Raw genomic sequence first — 17,246 nt, 5'->3', positions numbered from 1 at the left:
CGCCTGAGAGCTATTGCCCGCGACATTCCAGGAGACGGCCCGTGTCACAAACGCCGCTGATGCCGAAAGCCACTGCGGTCTGGCTGGTCGAGAACACCTCGCTGACCTTCGAGCAGATCGCCGAGTTCTGCAAACTGCACCCGCTCGAAGTGCGCGGCATCGCTGATGGCGAAGTTGCGGCCGGCATCAAGGGCCTCGACCCGATCACCTCCGGCCAGCTCACCCGCGAGGAGCTCGAGCGTGCCGCCAAGAATCCGGCGCACCAGCTCAAGCTCGCCGAGCGCAAGGTCAAGGTGCCGGAGATCAAGCGCACCAAGGGGCCGCGCTATACCCCGGTCTCGAAGCGCCAGGACCGCCCGAACGCGATCCTCTGGCTGCTGCGCAACCATCCCGAGCTCAAGGACGCGCAGATCATCCGCCTGATCGGCACGACCAAGACGACGATCGCCCAGATTCGCGACCGCACGCACTGGAACGCCCAGCAGCTGCAGCCGATCGATCCGGTCAGCCTCGGCCTGTCCTCGCAGATCGACCTCGATTTCGAAGTCGCGCGCGCCGCCAAGGATCGCCCGGCCATGGTCGTGCAGGAAACCGGCTCGACCTTGCTCCCGGCCGAGGTGACCACTGCGCCGCAGCCGGCGCCCGCCTCGCAGCCCTTCGCCGACATGAGCCGGCCGAAGCGCGAGGAGGAGGAGAAGATCGACGTCGACTCCGTCTTCGCCAAGCTTAAGCAGCTCAAACGCTCGGCCGACGAGGACGACGACGGCGGCTACTGAGTTCTGCTGACCGGACCAGAGCTGAAGGCGAGTGACTGTGACCACTGATCTCGCCTTCACCTTCCTCGGCACCGGAGCACCGCCGGTCAGCCTGCGCCGCGCCGGACCGGCTCATCTCGTCGAGGCGGGTGGTGTCAAGGTTCTGATCGATTGCGGCTCCGGCGTCAGCCAGCGCCTCGTCGCCGCCGGCCATGCCGGGTCGCAGATCGACGCGCTCATCGTCACGCATGAGCACTCCGACCATCTGGTCGATTTCTACCAGCTCGTCGTCTCGTCCTGGCACCAGGGTCGGAACCGGCCCTGGCGGGTGATCGCGCCCGAGCCGGCGCTTGCCAACATGCGCGGCCAGTACCAGGCCTTCGCCCGCGAGCGCGCCTTGCGCATCGCCTTCGAGAAGCGTCCGGACGCAACCGGTCTCGAGGTCGTCTTCGAGGAATTGCGCGAAGGCCCGGTCGCGGGACTGGGCGCTCTTGTGATCGAGGCCTTCCTCGTCGACCACAAGCCGGTCGAGCCCGCCTTCGGATTGTCATTGTCGGCGGCCGGCAGCCGTATCGTCTTCTCCGGCGACACGCGCCTGACGCCGTCGCTGAAGCAAGCCGCCCGGGATTGCGACCTCCTCGTCTGCGAGGTCCTCATCGACAGCCAGATGCCGGTCACCGCCGGTGTCCGCTCGGCCGAGACCGTCGCTTCGGTCCAGAGCTATCACATGACGCCGGCGGTTGTGGCCGGCCTTGCCGAGCGCGCCGGCGTCAAGGCGCTGGCGCTGACCCATATCGTCCCGCCGGGGGGCGATACGGCGGCGCTCTTCGCCGAGGTTCGCGCCGGCGGTTATGCCGGACCGCTGATCGTCGGCGAGGACCTGATGCGGTTGGAATTGCCGGCGCGACTGCTGCGCTGGAACGGCGCCGCGCTGGGGTTCTAATCACGGACGCGCCGCTCAGGCGGCCCGGCGCACTCTTGCGCGATCCTGCTCACCGCCGAGCCGGAAGCCTGCCGCCAGTTTTGCGACCGCCTCGGCCGCCTCCGCCATGCCGCGCCCTGCTGCAGCGGTGCGTTCCGCTGCCTGGGCATTGTCCTGGGTGGCGGCATCGATCTCGACCAGCGCTCGCTCGATCGCGCCGACGCCCTGCGATTGCTCCGCCGTCGCCTGGCTGATCTCGCCGAAGGCCTGGGCGACCTCCTCGACCTCGCCGGAGATGGTAGTGAGGCTGGCGCCAGCCTCGCGCACCAGTTTCACGCCCTCGTCGACATGGACCTTGGTCTCGCTGATCAAGGCCCGGACGTCGCGCGCCGCGTCGGCCGATTGCTGGGCGAGCCGGCGGACTTCGGTCGCGACAACCGCAAAGCCGCGACCGCCATCGCCCGCCCGCGCCGCCTCGACCGAGGCGTTCAACGCGAGCAGATTGGTCTGGAAGGCGAGCCCGTCCATGACCTCGACGATATCGACGATCCGGCGCGCCTGCTGGTCGATCTTGTCGATCGCCTCGACTGCGCGGCCCGCAACCGCAACCCCAGCGCCGGCGTCGTCGGCGGTCGCGCGCGCCTTGCGCGCCGCCGCCTGGACGATGTCGGAGGTCTGGCGAACCGTCGCCGCGATCTCCTCGATGACGCTGGAGGTGTCCTGGATCGCGTTGGCCTGGCTTTGCCCACGCTGCGACAGGTCGAGCGTCGCCGAGAGGATATCCTCGGCGGCCATGCGCGTCTGCCCTGCGTTTTGCACCACCGCCGCCAGCGCCCCTGCGAGCGCTTCTGTCGAACGATTGAAGTTGCCGGCGACGGCGGCAAGCCGTCCCTCGAACCGGGTCGACATCCGCGCTGTCAGATCGCCGTCGGCGAGGGCCGCGAGGGCCCGATCGGTCTCGTCCAGGAAGCTCTCGCAGGCCCCGGTCAGCTCATCGATGCCGCGCACCAGCGCGCTGAAGCGGCCGAGTTCGGCGGTCTGCGCGGTCCGGACCGAAAAGTCGCCGCGCTTGGCCGCATCGACCACGACCGAGACCGCCTCGATCAGCCGCGCCTCGATTTCGCCCCGGCCGGTTTCCGCCACTGCGCTGTCATGGCGCAGCGCCTCGGCGCGCTCCTGATTGGCGAGCGCCGTCGAAGCCGCCTCGTCAGCCTGGCTGAGCGCAGTCGCGAGCCGCTGCGCGATCCAGACCAGCGCGCCCGCTTCGGCCAGCAGGATGACGGCATGAACCACGACGCGGGCGAACTCGCCGCCATCCGGGAACACTGCCGCCGGATAGGCGAAGTTGAGCACGAGATGATGCACTGCCACGACTGCAGTCGCCGCCACGATCGAACGCCAGCAGCACCAGGCTGTCATCACCGCAAGCGCCGCGAAAAAGGCCATGTGCAGGTCGATCTGGTAGCGCGTGCCCTCGCAGGCGAAGACCAGCAGCGCCACCTGCCCGTTCACCGCAATGGTCGAGGTCAGGCGCGTCGACAGGCCGATCCCGTCCGAGCGCCAGGCCAGCGTCGTGGCTGCGGCGAGCAGGGTCGAGACCAGCCCGATCGCGATCAGCGCGGGATGACCGGCAAACCAGGCGACGGCGCAGGTCACCGGCACCAGAAGCCACTGTCCCGCCATCAGCGGTTTGGCGAAGGCCCGGCGGAACGTCTCGAGGCTCAAGCTCATGGGGACCGTCTCGCTGAGATGAGGGGATCGCGCGTCTGGCCGGAACAGCCGCCGCCCAGTCCTGCCAGGACGAGCGCGGCGCCGGAGCTGTAGAGGCGTGTGGAAAAACCGGGAGATTGCGAGCGGGCCAGCAGTCCGAAACGGCCAACCGAAGCGAGGATGACACCGTCTGCCCGGCTCACTGCTTCGGCGGCTGCCGCGGAACTCGTGGCCAGCACGAGCACGACCGTCCCCTCCCGTGGGGCGAGGACAACGCCGACCGGCGCGAGCAACGCACCGATCGCCAAGGCCAGCATTCCGACGCGTAGGCGAGGCGCCATCGTTTAAATCCGGCGGGATAAGCGCCTGCGATCCTGAACGATTCTATTTAAAGCAACGTAAAGTTGTACTTTCGTCGAACAACGCTTCTGCGTTTTTCAGCCGAGCCCCCTGCCCTTCAGCGCCACGCCGATCTCAGCCAGCACCGCCGGATCCTCGATCGTCGCCGGCATGGCGTACTCCTCGCCATCGGCGATCTTCTTCATCGTGGCGCGCAGGATCTTACCCGAGCGCGTCTTCGGCAGCCGGGCCACGGTGATCGCCAGCTTGAAGGCGGCAACAGGGCCGATCTTGTCGCGCACCAGCCCGACCAGCTCCTTCTCGACCTCGGCCGGCGACTGCGTCACCCCCGCCTTCATCACGACGAAGCCGCAGGGCTGCTCGCCCTTGAGCGCGTCCCTGATGCCGACCACGGCGCATTCGGCCACGGCCGGATGCGAGGCCAGCACCTCCTCCATGCCGCCGGTCGAGAGCCGGTGGCCGGCGACGTTGATGATGTCGTCGGTGCGGCCCATGATGAAGACATAGCCGTCCTCGTCGATGAAGCCGGCATCCGAGGTGTTGTAGAAGCCGGGATAGGTCTCGAGATAGGCGCTGCGGAAGCGGGCATCGTCCTGCCAGAGCGTCGGCAGCGCGCCGGGCGGCAGCGGTAGCTTGGCCACGATCGCGCCCATCGTGCCCGGCGGAACCGGTTTGCCGCCCTCGTCGAGGCACTGGATGTCGTAGCCGGGCAGCGGCACGCTCGGCGAGCCATGCTTGATCGGCAGCAATCCCAGCCCGACCGGATTGCCGACCATGCAAGCGCCGGTCTCGGTCTGCCACCAATGGTCGACCACCGGCACCTTCAGCACCTCCTCTGCCCATTTCAGCGTATCGGGATCGGCGCGCTCGCCGGCGAGAAAGAGCGTGCGGAACTGCGAGAGATCGTAATTCTTGAGATAGGTCGCCTGCGGGTCTTCCTTGCGGATCGCGCGGAAGGCGGTTGGCGCGGTGAACATCACCACCGCCTTGTGCTCGGCGATCACCCGCCAATAGGCGCCGGGATCGGGCGTGCCGACCGGCTTGCCCTCATAGAGGATCGAGGTCGCACCGAGCAGCAGCGGCCCGTAGACGATGTAGCTGTGGCCGACGACCCAGCCGACATCGGAGGCGGTGAACATCACCTCGCCGGGCTTGACGTCGTAGAGCTGCGTCATCGTCGCCAGCAGCGCGACCATGTGCCCGCCATTGTCGCGCACCACACCCTTGGGCCTTCCCGTCGTGCCGGAGGTATAGAGCACATAGAGCGGGTCGGTTGCGGCGACCTCGACGCAGTCGGCCTTCCGGCCATTGGCACGGGCGGCGGCGACGAGCGTGCGCCAGTTCTTGTCGCGGGTGACATGCATGGAAGCGTCGACCTGCGGCCGCTGCAGCACGATGCAGGCGTCGGGCTTATGCGTCGCAAGATCGATCGCTGCGTCGAGCAGCGGCTTGTATTCGACGACGCGCGTCGGCTCGATGCCGCAGGTCGCGGTCATGATCAGCTTCGGGGTGGCGTCGTCGATCCGGGTCGCCAATTCCTTGGCCGCAAAGCCGCCGAACACGACCGAATGCACTGCGCCGATCCGGGCGCAGGCCAGCATGGCGATGGCCGCCTCCGGGATCATCGGCATGTACAGGATGACGCGATCGCCCTTGCCGACGCCGAGATCCTGCAGCACGGCCGCGAGGGTCGAAACCTCGTCGAGCATCTGCGCATAGGTGAAGCTCGCCTTGGTGCCGGTGACCGGGCTGTCATAGATCAGCGCCGTCTGGTCGGCCCGGCCGTCGCGGACATGCCGGTCGAGCGCGTTGAAGCAGGTGTTGCAGCTCGCATCGGGGAACCAGCGGCCATAGATGCCGGCGCTCGCGTCGAAGATCGCCTGCGGTGGCTTGATCCACTCGATACCCTCAGCGATCTCGGCCCAATAGGCTTCAGGGTCCCGCTGCCAGGCGGCATAGGTCTGCGCATAGCGGCTTGCATGGCTGGCAGTCATCAAAAGCGTTCCTCTTCGCCTGCTATCGGCCTAGAGCTGCACTCCGGGCTGGCCGTCTGCGGGCCGGATTTGGCGCGGGATCGTGCCCATGTCCGTCGCTTGCGTGCAAGCACTGCTCTGTCAGACTTTCAGCGCAACCGCATGGGCTGTGCTGCACAACCGGCTCAGCCGGCAGCCGCGCGGGACGATGACCTTCGACCTCACCTTCTTCGCCGTCATGGTTCCCGCCGTCGTCCTGATGGGACTGTCCAAGGGCGGCTTCTCGGGCCTTGGCCTGCTCTCGCTGCCATTGATGGCGCTGATCGTCTCGCCGGTGCAGGCAGCGGCGATCATGCTGCCGATCCTGATTATCCAGGACGTCGTCACCGTCTGGTCCTATCGCCGCGAGTTCGACCGCCGGAACCTCGCAACGCTGCTGCCCGGCATGCTGCTCGGCGTGCTCGCCGGCTATCTCCTCGCGGCCAAGGTCTCCGACGCCGTCGTCGGCCTTGCTGTCGGCATCATCTCGATCGGCTTCGCGCTGCGCCGGCTCCTCGCCGGCAAGACCGCGGCCCAGCCGGTTACGCAGGCGAACTATGCCGCCGGAACGGTCTGGGGCGCCATCTGCGGCTTCACCAGCATGATCGCCCATGCCGGCGGCCCGCCCTTCCAGATCTATGTGATGCCGCAGCGCCTGCCGCCGGCCGTCTTCGTCGGCACCGGCGCGTTGTTCTTCGCGCTGATGAACTGGATCAAGGTGCTGCCCTATTTCATCCTCGGCCAGTTCAGCGCGCAGAACCTCTCGGCCTCGGCCGCGCTCGCCCCGGTCGCGATCCTCTCGACCATCGCCGGTGTCTGGCTGGTCAGGCGCGTTCCGGCCGAGCGCTTCTACACCATCATCTACTGGCTGCTCGTCGCGGTCGGCGTAAAACTCGTCTTCGACGGGCTGCGTCCGCTGTTCAGCTGATTGCCCGCAGCAAGGCGCGCTTCTAGGCTGACCAGCAACGACAGCCGGGAACGCCGAACGCCATGCCGATTTCGCCCTACGATACCGATCTCGACCGTAACCCGGCGAACTTCCAGCCGCTCTCGCCGCTGCCCTTCCTCGAGCGCGCCGCCAGTGTCTTCCCGAACCATATCGCCGTCATCCATGGCCCGCTGAAGCGGTCTTATGCCGAGTTCTATGCCCGCACACGCCGGCTCGCCTCCGCCTTGAAGCAGCACGGCATTGGCAAGAACGACACGGTCGCGGCGATGCTGCCGAACACGCCGGCCATGCTCGAATGCCATTACGGCGTGCCGATGTGCGGCGCGGTGCTGAACACGCTCAACACCCGCCTCGACGCCGCGATCATCGCCTTCTCGCTCGACCATGGCGAGGCCAAGGTGCTGATCGCCGATCGCGAATTCTCGAAGACAGTCAGGGAGGCGCTTACGCTCTGCAAGGTGAAGCCCCTCGTCATCGACTATGACGACCCGGTCTATGACGGGCCGGGCGAGCGCCTCGGCAGCATCGAGTACGAGGAGTTCCTCAAGCAGGGCGATCCCGAGTTCGACTGGGTCATGCCATCGGACGAGTGGGACGCGATCGCGCTGAACTACACTTCCGGCACCACCGGCGACCCCAAGGGCGTGGTCTACCATCATCGCGGCGCCAACCTGCTGGCGACCTCGAACGTGCTCACCGGCGGCATGGGGCGGCACCCGGTCTATCTCTGGACCTTGCCGATGTTCCACTGCAATGGCTGGTGCTTCCCCTGGACGATCTCGCTGCTCGCCGGCACCCATGTCTGCCTGCGCCAGGTCCGCGCCAAGGCGATGTACGACGCCCTCGCCGACCATGGCGTCACCCATATGTGCGGCGCGCCGATCGTGATGTCGGCGCTGCTCAACGCGCCCGATGCCGAACGCCGCCGCTTCGCCCAGAAGGTCAACTTCTTCACCGCCGCGGCCCCGCCTCCCGAAGCCGTGCTCGCCGGCATGGCGCAGGCCGGCTTCAACGTCGTCCATCTCTACGGGCTGACCGAGGTCTACGGCCCCGCCGTGGTCAACGAATGGAACGGCGCCTGGGACGCCCTGCCCGGCGGCGAGCAGGCCGCGCTGAAGGCCCGCCAAGGCGTACGCTATCCGGCACTGGAGGGGCTCGACGTGCTCGATCCCGAGACGATGGAGCGTGTGCCGCATGACGGCCAGACGCTGGGCGAGGTGATGTTCCGCGGCAATGTCGTGATGAAGGGCTATCTCAAGAACCCGAAATCGACCAAGGCCGCCTTCGAGGGCGGCTGGTTCCATTCCGGCGATCTCGGCGTGATGCATCCCGACGGCTACATCCAGCTGAAGGACCGCTCCAAGGACATCATCATCTCCGGCGGCGAGAACATCTCCTCGATCGAGGTCGAGGACGCGCTCTACAAGCACCCGGCCGTGCAGGCCGCCGCCGTCGTCGCCCGCCCCGACGAGAAATGGGGCGAGACGCCCTGCGCCTTCGTCGAGCTGAAGCCGGGGCAAACAGCCACGCAGGACGAGATCATCGCCTGGTGCAAGACCCTGCTCGCCTCGTTCAAATGCCCACGGACCGTGGTCTTCACCGAGGTGCCCAAGACCTCGACCGGCAAGATCCAGAAGTTCAAGCTGCGCGAGATGGCGCGGGCGTTGTGAACTCGCCCTACCCTCAGGCGGACATCTGCCGGCCACGGCCGCCGACCTTGGCATCGTAGAGGGCAGCGTCGGCGCGGTGATAGACCTCTGCCAGCGTATCGCCTGGCCTGATCTGCGTCAGGCCCGCCGAGAACGAATAGTGGAAGCCAGGCTGCGACGGTAGCGATCCAGGCCGGCCGACCGCTCTGAACAGACGCTCGATCAGAAGCTCGGCTGCCGCCGGCCCGAGCTGCGGCAGGATCAGCAAGAACTCCTCCCCGCCGACCCGGCCGAAGCTGTCGGCAGGACGCAGATTCCTCTGCACGCTCTTGCCGAAATCGATCAGCACCGCGTCGCCGAACTGATGGCCGAAACGGTCATTGATCTGCTTGAAGCGATCGATATCGAGCAGCGCGACGCAGGTTTCGCTAACCTCGCCAAGGCTCGCCTTCGCAATGGTCTCCTGCAGCACACTCATGCAGTAGCGCCGGTTCGAGATGCCGGTCAGTTCGTCGGTCTGCGAGGCCTTGCGGGCGCTGTCCCGGTCCTGGCGCAGGCTGCGCTCACCCGTTCGCAGCTCGGTGATGTCGGACGCAATGCACAGCATCCAGCCGGTCGGCGACACCGTCTCGGTCATCCATAGCCAGCGGCCATCGGTGACATCGGTCTCGAAGGCGCGGTATGGGCTCTTCCCGCGGCGGGACCGGGCCGAGGTCAGCCAGTGCTCGAAATCCTCGGTCGCGACGGCGACGCCGCGTCGCTGCTCGAAATTGCGCCGCAGGATCTCGGCCCAGCTGATCTCCTCATTGGCGGCGACACCATAGGTCTCGCGATAGGCCGCGTTCGACCGCCGCAGGATGTCCTGCGGATCGAAGAGCGCCACAAGCGTGCCGCTGGTCTCGAAGAGACTCTCGGTGATATCGCCGAACAACGCCATGTACGCCGCACTCCTGACGATACGCTAAGCTGGAGTCTTTAGCGGCGGGTAAAACCGGGCTGTCGAAAGTGCAATGTCGGCTACAACACGGCTCGCCGGGAAGTCTTCGCCTCACAGCTCCGCGGCTGCCCAGTCTCCGACACGCGCGAGGAAGCGGTCAGCCGCCGCGAGCTCGGAGATGGCGATCCACTCATTCGGCTGATGCGCCTGCGCGATCGAGCCGGGGCCGCAGACCAAGGCCGGGATGCCCGCCTGCTGGAAAAAGCCGGCCTCGGTTCCGAACGGCATCGTGATCGGTGGCCATAGGCCGCCAAGCTGGCGTGCCACGCCGACTGCCGGACTGTCGGGGTTGCAATTGAGCGGCGGCACGCTCGCGAGCGGGACCGTTTCGACGCTCACCCCGGCCTCCAGCCCAGCCGCCAGGCCCTCCACGACGGCGAGAACAGCCTCGGCGGCAGTTGCGTCGGGCGGCCGAAACTCCCAGACAATCTCGCAGCGCTCGGGGACGATGTTGATGGCGCTGCCACCCTCGATCCTGCCGATGTTGACTGTGGTTCCACCGCCACCGCTTCGCTCGTCTCCGAATGCAGCAAGCGCCGCGACCAGCGCCGCCGCCGGCTCGATCGCGCTGGCGCCGAGGCGCGGGTCGCTCGAATGGGCCGCACGGCCACGAAAGACGCTGCGGTAGCCGTAGAAGCCGCGATGGCTGAGACCGATGCGCATCTGCGTCGGCTCGCCGATGATCGCGAGCGCCGGTCGTGGGCAATGCGCGAGCATGTCGGCGATCAGCAGCGGCACGCCCACACAGCCGACCTCCTCGTCATAGGACAGGGCAAGGTAGATCGGCCGGCGCAGATCCCGGGCCAGCCATGCGGGGATGGCTGCAAGGCAGGCCGCGACGAAACCCTTCATGTCGACGGCGCCGCGGCCATGGAGGCGCCCATCCCGGCTGATGAGCGAGAAGGGGTCGCTATCCCAATCCTGGTCGTCGACGGGAACGACATCAGTATGTCCGGAGAGGATGATGCCGCCCGGTGCATCGGGGCCGACCGTCGCCAGGATATTGGCTTTTTCGCCCGAGGCATTACTGGTCAGACGGACCCGCGCTCCTGCGCTGTCGAGATAGTCGGCGGCCCAGTGGACCAGATCGAGATTGGAGCGCCGCGAGGTGGTGTCGAAGGCCACAAGCCTGCGCAGGATCTCGGTGGTATCCATGACAGCCCTCAGAGCCGAGACGCGCCGGGTTGCCGTGCCGGCCGCAGCCGAGCGCCTATCCAGTTGCCGGTCGCGAGGAAGAATCCGGCGAGGATCAGCGCCATGCCCACGAGGTGGAAGCCGCGCACCGGCTCGCCCAGAACCGCGACCGCGAGCAGGGCCGTGAACAGCGCCACCAGATGGAACGAAACGCCGGTGACGCTTGGCCCGAGGGTCGCCACGCAATGGCCCCAAAGGATGAAGGCGATGAGCGAGGCGAACACACCGATATAGAGAACCGCCGCAACCGAGCCCGCATCGGTCGGAATGTGAGCACCCTGCATCAGCTCGAAGGCCCAGAACGGCGCGAGCACGACGAGCCCCGCCGCCATGGTGGCGGCCAGGAACACCAACGGGCTCAAGGCTGCCGGCTTGCGCCGAAGCAGGACGGAATAGACGGCATAGTTGGCAACCGCGATGAGCACGAGGAACTCGCCGCCATCGGCCCGCAATCCGCCGAGCTGCTGCAGATCGCCCCGCGCGACGATCCAGACCACGCCGGCGAAGGACACGGCAATGCCGGCGAGCGTACGGCCGGAAACGCGCTCGACGCCGAGCACGAAGGCTGCGAGTGGCACCATCAACGGCAAAGTCGAGTTCAGGAAGGCGACGCTGGCGGCAGGCGTCGTCCGCAGGGCGAGATATCCGAGCGCATTATAACCGGCCACGCCGAACGCGCCGCAGGCGACGATCAGGGCAAGGTGCTGCCGCAGCAGCGCCCGCTCCCGCCAGGCCTGCCGGCCGATGAAGGGCGCAAGGCAAGCCAGCGCCACGAGCCAGCGCGCAAGCGCGAGCGAGACAGGTGGAAAGCTCGCGCCGAGAGCGCGACCAAGGACGAGGTTTCCGGCCCAGAACAAGGGCGGCAGCCACAGCAGCAGCAGCGGTCGTTCCCAGAGCCCTTTGAGGATGGCGGGCATGGTCGACTTCACGCGCCTTCAAGGCCGATGCGAAGGCGCCGGTTATGGCGGCCCTTATTGTCGATCTTCAGGATGCGCAGCGGACGTGACGCGCCCGTCGCCGACAAATGCGTGCCGCCGCAGGCCTGGCGATCGAGGCCAGCGATCTCGACGACCCTGATCCTGCCATCAGCCGTCGGAGGCGGCGTGACCGAGCGCGAGCGGATCAGGCCTGGCTCGTCGAACGCCTCATCCTCGGTGACATAGGTCTCGAGGACCGGCAGGTCCTGTCTGATCACATCGTTGATCGCGCCTTCAAGGCCGCGCAAACGCTCATTATCGGCTTCCGGTAGATCGAAATCGATCCGCGCGGTGCCATCCTCGTTCATCTGCACGCCAGTCACGAGCGCGCCGTCGAAGCCCTGGTAGACGAGCGCATTGACGATGTGCAGGTCGGTATGGAGCTCGCGCATCAGCTGCCGGAACGGGCGATCGACCTGCGCGACCACGGCGCCCGAGGGCACGACCGGCTCGGCGAGCAGGTGCCAGATGCCGTCTGCCTGCGTCTCGAATCCGGTGATCGCGACCTCGCCGCCCGACCAGTGCAATCTGCCCCGGTCGGCAAGCTGGCCGCCACCGCCGGGATAGAACGGCGATCGGTCGAGCCGAACGCGCCCCGGCTCGGCAGCCGTCACCGCGGTTTCGAGCTCGAACACCTCCGGCTCGTCCAGACAGAAATAGCGCGTCACCCGAAGACTCCTTTTCGATGAGGAGTCTGGCGACCTGGCTCAGTGCGGTATTGGCGGAAATTGAAAGATCATCGCCCGGCGCTGATACTCGCCCGCTGGAACTGCAGCGGCGTGATTCCGAACGAGCGCTTGAAGTGCCTGGTCAGCGCGCTCTGGTCATAAAAGCCGCTGGCCAGCGCGGCTTCGGCAATGGGCACGCTGGCTTTCAGTTGCCGAACCGCCGTCTTCAAGCGAAGCTGTGTCAGATAGGCGTGAGGCGTCAGCCCGACCGTGCGCTTGAACAGGCCGATGAGCTGGAACGGCGTCAGGCCGACCCAAAGGCCCATCTCGGTCAGGGTCAGCGCGCTTTCGGCGTGCCGGGACGTCATTCCCTTCGTCACCAATGAGACCGCCGCCTCGTCGCGTGGCGCAGTTGGGATCGATCGGGCGCCGTCGCCATGGCGGGCAAAGAGCTGGCCGAAGCTGGCGACGAGCAGTTCGCGCTCCTCGAGCGGGTCGTGGCCATCGTCGAGGACATGGTGCAATCGAGCGAACGCCGCGATCAGGTCGGCATCGGCAAGAACATTGCGCATGAAATAGGCCGGCCGGGCGATCCCCAGATCGGCGCTCACCGCCTCGATCGCGGGCTGCGTCAGATAGAGCGAGCGATAGCGCCAGTTTTTGCTCCAGCCCATCCGGCCGGAATGGGGCTCGGCAGGATTGAAGACCAGCAGAACGCTCTCGCGGGCTTCATCGCAGCGCCCGCGGCTCTTGAATTCGGAGCCGCCGCTCTCCGTCACGGCGACGACGAAGGCGTCGTGCTGGTGAGGCGCGTAATCATGCGTCGTGAAGTCGGCGTGAAGGCAGCTGAGGCCGTCGATGCCGGGCACGTTCCAGTAGCGGGTGGTGTTGCGTGGATCGACGCGAGGCAACGGCACGTCTCCCTGTCTCGATTGATTCTTGCATTGTTGGCGGAGCGCTTCAAACCCCTCTGGTTCCGGAGCATCGGGTCGCCGCCGATTCTGCCGTTCTCACCCCCCGATCCGTCAGCTCGCAACAAATCCGGCACCCGATTTCTCTTAAAGAAAAACCGGCCCCTCTCGGGGCCGGCTATCCGCATTTTGCGTGAGTTCGATGCGGGCCGCCGCGGCCCGCTGTCATCTTAATGTAGTGTCGGCGACGGCATGGTGAGCCGCACGCGCTCGATCTCATCCTTCAGCAGCAGCTTCTTTCGCTTGAGCTCGGCCACGCTGAGATCGTTCGACGAGGGGCTTGATACCGCCTGGGCGATAGCGTCCTCGAGCTGGCGATGCTTGCGTTCGAGCTCGGCGAGATGTGTCTGCAGCGACATCTGGATCCTCCTGATGAGCGTTCTGGCAGGGTGAAGTCTGACACAGAGCCGGCTTCACGTCTGCGGGGCAGACGTGCACCGCACCATGAGTTTCTGTGATCCCTTCCGAGACCTTTCCCGAGGCGCGTGAATGCGAGCGAGCCGGCCCGCATCTGCCCGGGCGACACCCTTGCCGCGCCGCCCGTGCCTGCGCATAGTCGCGCCCGATCGCGGCGATGATGAGACGGCTTCATGGGATTCGAACTGAGCCCGGAGGAGATCGAAGTCCTGGAGGCGGAGCTGGCCCGCTTGCGCGAGGAGCATCGCGATCTCGACAGCGCGATCGACGCCCTCGAGCGGCTCGGCCCGGTGAACCAAATCCAGATCCAGCGCCTGAAGAAGCGCAAGCTCTATCTGCGCGACCGCATCTCCTATCTCGAAGACCAGCTGACGCCGGATATCATCGCCTAGAGCCCGCTCCGATCAGCTTGTCTGCAAGCTGATCGGCAAAAGCGGTCTCTAAACCAGAAGTAAGAGACGGATTCACCCATCAGGCCGCTTCGGCCTGATGGGTGAATCCGTCTCTAGAGCGCGGGAATTCCGCAGGAATCTCGATTCGGCCCTTGCCTGTGACGCTGCGGCCGGTCTAGATCGCGCGCTTCCTCCCTCCTGCCGGGAAGCACGTATTTCATGGCCGAGCCGACCCCTCCCGTCGCCATCATCATGGGCAGCCAGTCCGACTGGGCGACGATGCGCCACGCCGCCGAGACACTCGGCGAACTCGGCATTGCGTTCGATGCGCGCATCATGTCGGCTCATCGCACGCCCGACCGGATGTACGCTTTCGCCAAGGGCGCAAGGGCGGAAGGCTTTAAGGTCATCATCGCTGGCGCCGGCGGCGCCGCGCACCTGCCGGGCATGACGGCCTCGTTGACGCCGCTGCCCGTCTTCGGCGTGCCGGTCGAATCCAAGGCGCTCTCCGGCCAGGACAGCCTGCTCTCGATCGTGCAGATGCCGGGCGGGATTCCCGTCGGCACGCTCGCCATCGGCAAGGCCGGCGCGATCAACGCCGCCCTGCTCGCAGCCGCGGTCCTGGCACTCTCCGATTCCGATCTTGCCGAACGCCTCGACGCCTGGCGCGCCCGGTTGAGCAATGCTGTCGCCGAACGCCCGAAGGACGAGGCATGAGCCAGCCCGATCCGCGGGGCTTAGGCCCCGGCGCCGTCCTCGGCATCCTGGGTGGTGGCCAGCTCGCCCGCATGCTGGCACTGGCCGCGGCCGATCTCGGCGTGCGTGCCCATATCTTCGCGCCCGAGCCCGACAGCCCGGCCTATGAAGTCGCCGCCCGCCACACCATCGGCGCCTATGAGGACGAGGCGGCGCTCGCCAGCTTCGCCGACGCCGTCGACGTCGTGACCTACGAATTCGAGAACGTCCCGGCCGCGACCGCGGCCTTCCTCGCCGCCCGCACCCCGCTCCATCCCGGCGCCCGGGCGCTCGCGGTGACGCAGGACCGTCTCAGCGAGAAGCGGTTCGTCGCCGGGCTCGGCCTCGCGGTCGCACCGTTCGAGCAAGTCGATTCGCTCGCCGATCTCGATAAGGCCGTGGCCAGGCTCGGCCGCCCGGCCGTGCTCAAGACGCGACGCTTCGGCTATGACGGCAAGGGGCAGGTGAAGATCACCGATAGCGTCGATCTCGCGCAGGCCTGGGATGAGATCGGTCATTTTCCAGCTGTACTCGAAGGTTTCGTCACCTTTTCGCGTGAGGTCTCGGTCGTCGCCGCACGTGCCGCTGACGGCTCTTCCGCCGCCTTCGACGTCTGCGAAAACGAGCATCGCGACCACATCCTGGCGCTGACGCAGGTGCCAGCGCGCATCAGCCCAGCAGCCGCCGACGCCGCCATCGAGGCCGCCAGACGCATCGGTGACGCGCTGGGGTATGTCGGCGTCTTCGCCGTCGAGTTCTTCCTGGTCGAGGGTGAAAGCGGCGAGCAGGTGGTCGTCAACGAGATCGCCCCACGTGTGCACAATTCCGGGCACTGGACCAGCGAGGGCGCGCAGACCTCGCAGTTCCACCAGCATGTCCGCGCCGTCTGCGGCTTTCCGCTCGGCGCGACGGCGCGGCGGGGCCATGTCACCATGCAGAACCTGATCGGCGATCAGGCGAACGACTGGCAGGCCATCCTGGCGGAACCCGGCGCGCACCTGCACCTCTACGGCAAGCGCGAGGCGAGACCCGGCCGCAAGATGGGCCACGTCACCCGCATCCTCCCCGAAGCCGGCTGAGGGAAGAACGCCCGCAACCCGCCAAAACCGCGCATTTGCGGCGGTTTTGCCGTGGTGCAGCGTGGACAGCTCGCGGGAATTCTGGTATCCGCACCAGCTTCGCGGCGATCTTTCCCTGGAGAGGTCGCCGCCCGGATTCCGGACCACCGATAACGACGGACACTAGACGTGCAGGTTCTCGTTCGCGACAACAACGTCGATCAGGCGCTGCGGGCGCTGAAGAAGAAGATGCAACGCGAGGGCATCTTCCGTGAGATGAAACTCCGCGGCCATTACGAGAAGCCGTCCGTTAAGAAAGCACGCGAGAAGGCCGAAGCCGTCCGCCGCGCCCGCAAGCTGATCCGCAAGAAGCTGCAGCGCGAGGGCCTCCTGCCGGCGCCGGTCAAGCCGAAGCGTCCTGAGCGCCCCGCTCGGCCGGTCTGACCAGCTATCGCCGCCCAGAGCCTCTCTGGTATCCATCCGCGCCTGGAGCTTCTCCGGGCGCTGTCATTTTTGTAGGGCCGTTAACCAAACTTTGTCAGGGCTTGGGCGTTTTGGAAGACGGGCGGTGTGCCGGGGCGGTCGTGCCGCATGGCAGGCGAGAGCTTGAGCGGATGGGTAAGAACATGGTCACAGGCAGGAACTGGCTGATCGCGACGGGCCTCGCGCTCGCGCTCGCAGGCTGCGACACGGTGAGCATGGGCTCCGGCGCCGGCATCGCCGAGCTCCAGACCGAGAACACCGAGGCTGCAAGCGTCAATATCGGCTCGCTCAGCGAGGTGGTCAGCCGCAACCCGAACGACCCGCAGGCTTATAATACGCGTGGCGCGGCCTATGCCCGCGTCGGCCGCTACTCCGACGCCATCTCCGACTTCACCAAGGCGGTGCAGATCGATTCCAATTTCGCGCCGGCCTACACCAATCGTGGCCTGGCCCTGCGCCAGACCGGGCGCAACGACGCCGCACTACAGGACTTCAATCGCGCGACCACGGCCAATCCGAACTACGCCCCGGCCTACATTGCCCGTGCCAATCTGCTGCGGGTGCAGGGCAACAGCCAGCAGGCGCTGGCCGATCTCAACGCCGCGATCCGCCTCAACCCGGAAGCGGCCGAAGCGTTCCACGCCCGTGGGCTGGTCTACCAGAAGGAAGGCCAGCACCAGCACGCCGTCACCGATTTCGACTCGGTGATCGACCGCAACCCCTATACCGCCCCGCCCTACATCGCCCGCGGCGAAAGCCTCAACGCATTGGGCAAATACGACCCGGCGCTCGAGGATTTCACCGCCGCGCTCAACGTCGACAACCGCAATGCCGCCGCCTGGGCCGGCCGCGGCTTCGCCTTCGAGAAGCAGGGCAAGAAGACCGAGGCGAGCGAGGCCTATCAGCGCGCCCTCGGCCTCGACGGCAACAACCAGATCGCCCGCGCCGGCTCAGCCCGCCTCGGGGGCGGCGGTGGCATGTTCCGCTTCTGAGACGC

At 66.9% G+C, this 17,246-nt stretch carries 17 protein-coding genes; 9 read left to right on the top strand and 8 right to left on the bottom strand.

The window, feature by feature from the left end; all coding sequences use genetic code 11:
• Nucleotides 1-41: 41 nt before the first annotated feature.
• Together B6S44_RS26975 and B6S44_RS26970 are read left to right on the top strand one after the other, a co-directional pair.
• Nucleotides 42-776: a DUF1013 domain-containing protein gene (locus tag B6S44_RS26975; RefSeq protein WP_129159936.1), complete on the top strand. Its 735-nt coding sequence runs from the start codon at nt 42-44 to the stop codon at nt 774-776.
• Nucleotides 777-813: 37 nt separating this feature from the next.
• Complete coding sequence (locus B6S44_RS26970; RefSeq protein WP_129159935.1) at nt 814-1,698, top strand: MBL fold metallo-hydrolase; 885 nt, start codon at nt 814-816, stop codon at nt 1,696-1,698.
• A gap of 15 nt (nt 1,699-1,713) precedes the next feature.
• Here B6S44_RS26970 and B6S44_RS26965 read toward each other — a convergent pair whose 3' ends face one another.
• Both B6S44_RS26965 and B6S44_RS26960 read right to left on the bottom strand, forming a co-directional pair.
• Entirely contained in the window at nt 1,714-3,408 is a 1,695-nt protein-coding gene (locus B6S44_RS26965) for a methyl-accepting chemotaxis protein (protein ID WP_129159934.1), read from the bottom strand.
• A gap of 416 nt (nt 3,409-3,824) precedes the next feature.
• The gene (locus tag B6S44_RS26960; RefSeq protein WP_129159933.1) at nt 3,825-5,741 is read right to left on the bottom strand and encodes a propionyl-CoA synthetase; all 1,917 of its coding nucleotides are present in this window, start codon (nt 5,739-5,741) and stop codon (nt 3,825-3,827) included.
• A gap of 88 nt (nt 5,742-5,829) precedes the next feature.
• Here B6S44_RS26960 and B6S44_RS26955 point away from each other — a divergent pair, with 88 nt between their 5' ends.
• A complete protein-coding gene (locus B6S44_RS26955) occupies nt 5,830-6,687 on the top strand; it encodes a sulfite exporter TauE/SafE family protein (RefSeq protein ID WP_248309778.1) in 858 nt (285 codons plus the stop codon).
• 62 nt (nt 6,688-6,749) lie between these two features.
• The gene (locus B6S44_RS26950; RefSeq protein WP_129159932.1) at nt 6,750-8,378 is read left to right on the top strand and encodes an acyl-CoA synthetase; all 1,629 of its coding nucleotides are present in this window, start codon (nt 6,750-6,752) and stop codon (nt 8,376-8,378) included.
• 13 nt (nt 8,379-8,391) lie between these two features.
• Here B6S44_RS26950 and B6S44_RS26945 read toward each other — a convergent pair whose 3' ends face one another.
• The 6 genes from B6S44_RS26945 to B6S44_RS26920 form a co-directional block, all read right to left on the bottom strand.
• The gene (locus B6S44_RS26945; RefSeq protein WP_129159931.1) at nt 8,392-9,294 is read right to left on the bottom strand and encodes a sensor domain-containing diguanylate cyclase; all 903 of its coding nucleotides are present in this window, start codon (nt 9,292-9,294) and stop codon (nt 8,392-8,394) included.
• 111 nt (nt 9,295-9,405) lie between these two features.
• Complete coding sequence (argE, locus tag B6S44_RS26940) at nt 9,406-10,509, bottom strand: acetylornithine deacetylase (protein ID WP_129159930.1); 1,104 nt, start codon at nt 10,507-10,509, stop codon at nt 9,406-9,408.
• Between the two features lie 8 nt (nt 10,510-10,517).
• Complete coding sequence (locus tag B6S44_RS26935) at nt 10,518-11,465, bottom strand: DMT family transporter (RefSeq protein ID WP_129159929.1); 948 nt, start codon at nt 11,463-11,465, stop codon at nt 10,518-10,520.
• 8 nt (nt 11,466-11,473) lie between these two features.
• On the bottom strand, nt 11,474-12,193 hold the full coding sequence (locus B6S44_RS26930; protein ID WP_129159928.1) for an alanyl-tRNA editing protein: 720 nt from the start codon (nt 12,191-12,193) through the stop codon (nt 11,474-11,476).
• Nucleotides 12,194-12,261: 68 nt separating this feature from the next.
• Nucleotides 12,262-13,110, bottom strand: coding sequence for an AraC family transcriptional regulator (locus B6S44_RS26925; RefSeq protein ID WP_206735248.1), 849 nt, complete (start codon nt 13,108-13,110; stop codon nt 12,262-12,264).
• 224 nt (nt 13,111-13,334) lie between these two features.
• Nucleotides 13,335-13,523, bottom strand: a complete 189-nt coding sequence (locus tag B6S44_RS26920) for a YdcH family protein (protein ID WP_057190633.1) — start codon at nt 13,521-13,523, stop codon at nt 13,335-13,337.
• Between the two features lie 231 nt (nt 13,524-13,754).
• On the opposite strand from B6S44_RS26920, the gene B6S44_RS26915 reads away from it, so the two are divergent.
• The 5 genes from B6S44_RS26915 (at nt 13,755) to B6S44_RS26895 (ending at nt 17,241) form a co-directional block, all read left to right on the top strand.
• A complete protein-coding gene (locus B6S44_RS26915) occupies nt 13,755-13,973 on the top strand; it encodes a YdcH family protein (RefSeq protein WP_110488657.1) in 219 nt (72 codons plus the stop codon).
• A gap of 219 nt (nt 13,974-14,192) precedes the next feature.
• Nucleotides 14,193-14,690 carry a 5-(carboxyamino)imidazole ribonucleotide mutase gene (gene purE, locus B6S44_RS26910; RefSeq protein ID WP_129159927.1) on the top strand — a complete coding sequence of 166 codons (498 nt, stop codon included), beginning with the start codon at nt 14,193-14,195 and terminating at the stop codon, nt 14,688-14,690.
• Complete coding sequence (locus tag B6S44_RS26905; protein WP_129159926.1) at nt 14,687-15,787, top strand: 5-(carboxyamino)imidazole ribonucleotide synthase; 1,101 nt, start codon at nt 14,687-14,689, stop codon at nt 15,785-15,787. The genes purE and B6S44_RS26905 overlap by 4 nt, the downstream gene beginning before the upstream one ends.
• Nucleotides 15,788-15,955: 168 nt before the next feature.
• A complete protein-coding gene (gene rpsU, locus B6S44_RS26900) occupies nt 15,956-16,210 on the top strand; it encodes a 30S ribosomal protein S21 (protein WP_126116403.1) in 255 nt (84 codons plus the stop codon).
• Nucleotides 16,211-16,392: 182 nt separating this feature from the next.
• Nucleotides 16,393-17,241, top strand: coding sequence for a tetratricopeptide repeat protein (locus tag B6S44_RS26895; RefSeq protein ID WP_248309777.1), 849 nt, complete (start codon nt 16,393-16,395; stop codon nt 17,239-17,241).
• Nucleotides 17,242-17,246: the final 5 nt, after the last annotated feature.

The sequence above is a fragment of the Allobosea sp. Tri-44 genome, assembly GCF_004123845.1.
Taxonomy (GTDB): Bacteria; Pseudomonadota; Alphaproteobacteria; order Rhizobiales; family Beijerinckiaceae; genus Allobosea.
The sequence above is the reverse complement of the archived record's forward strand: the minus strand, read 5'-3'. Positions and strand labels throughout refer to the sequence as shown.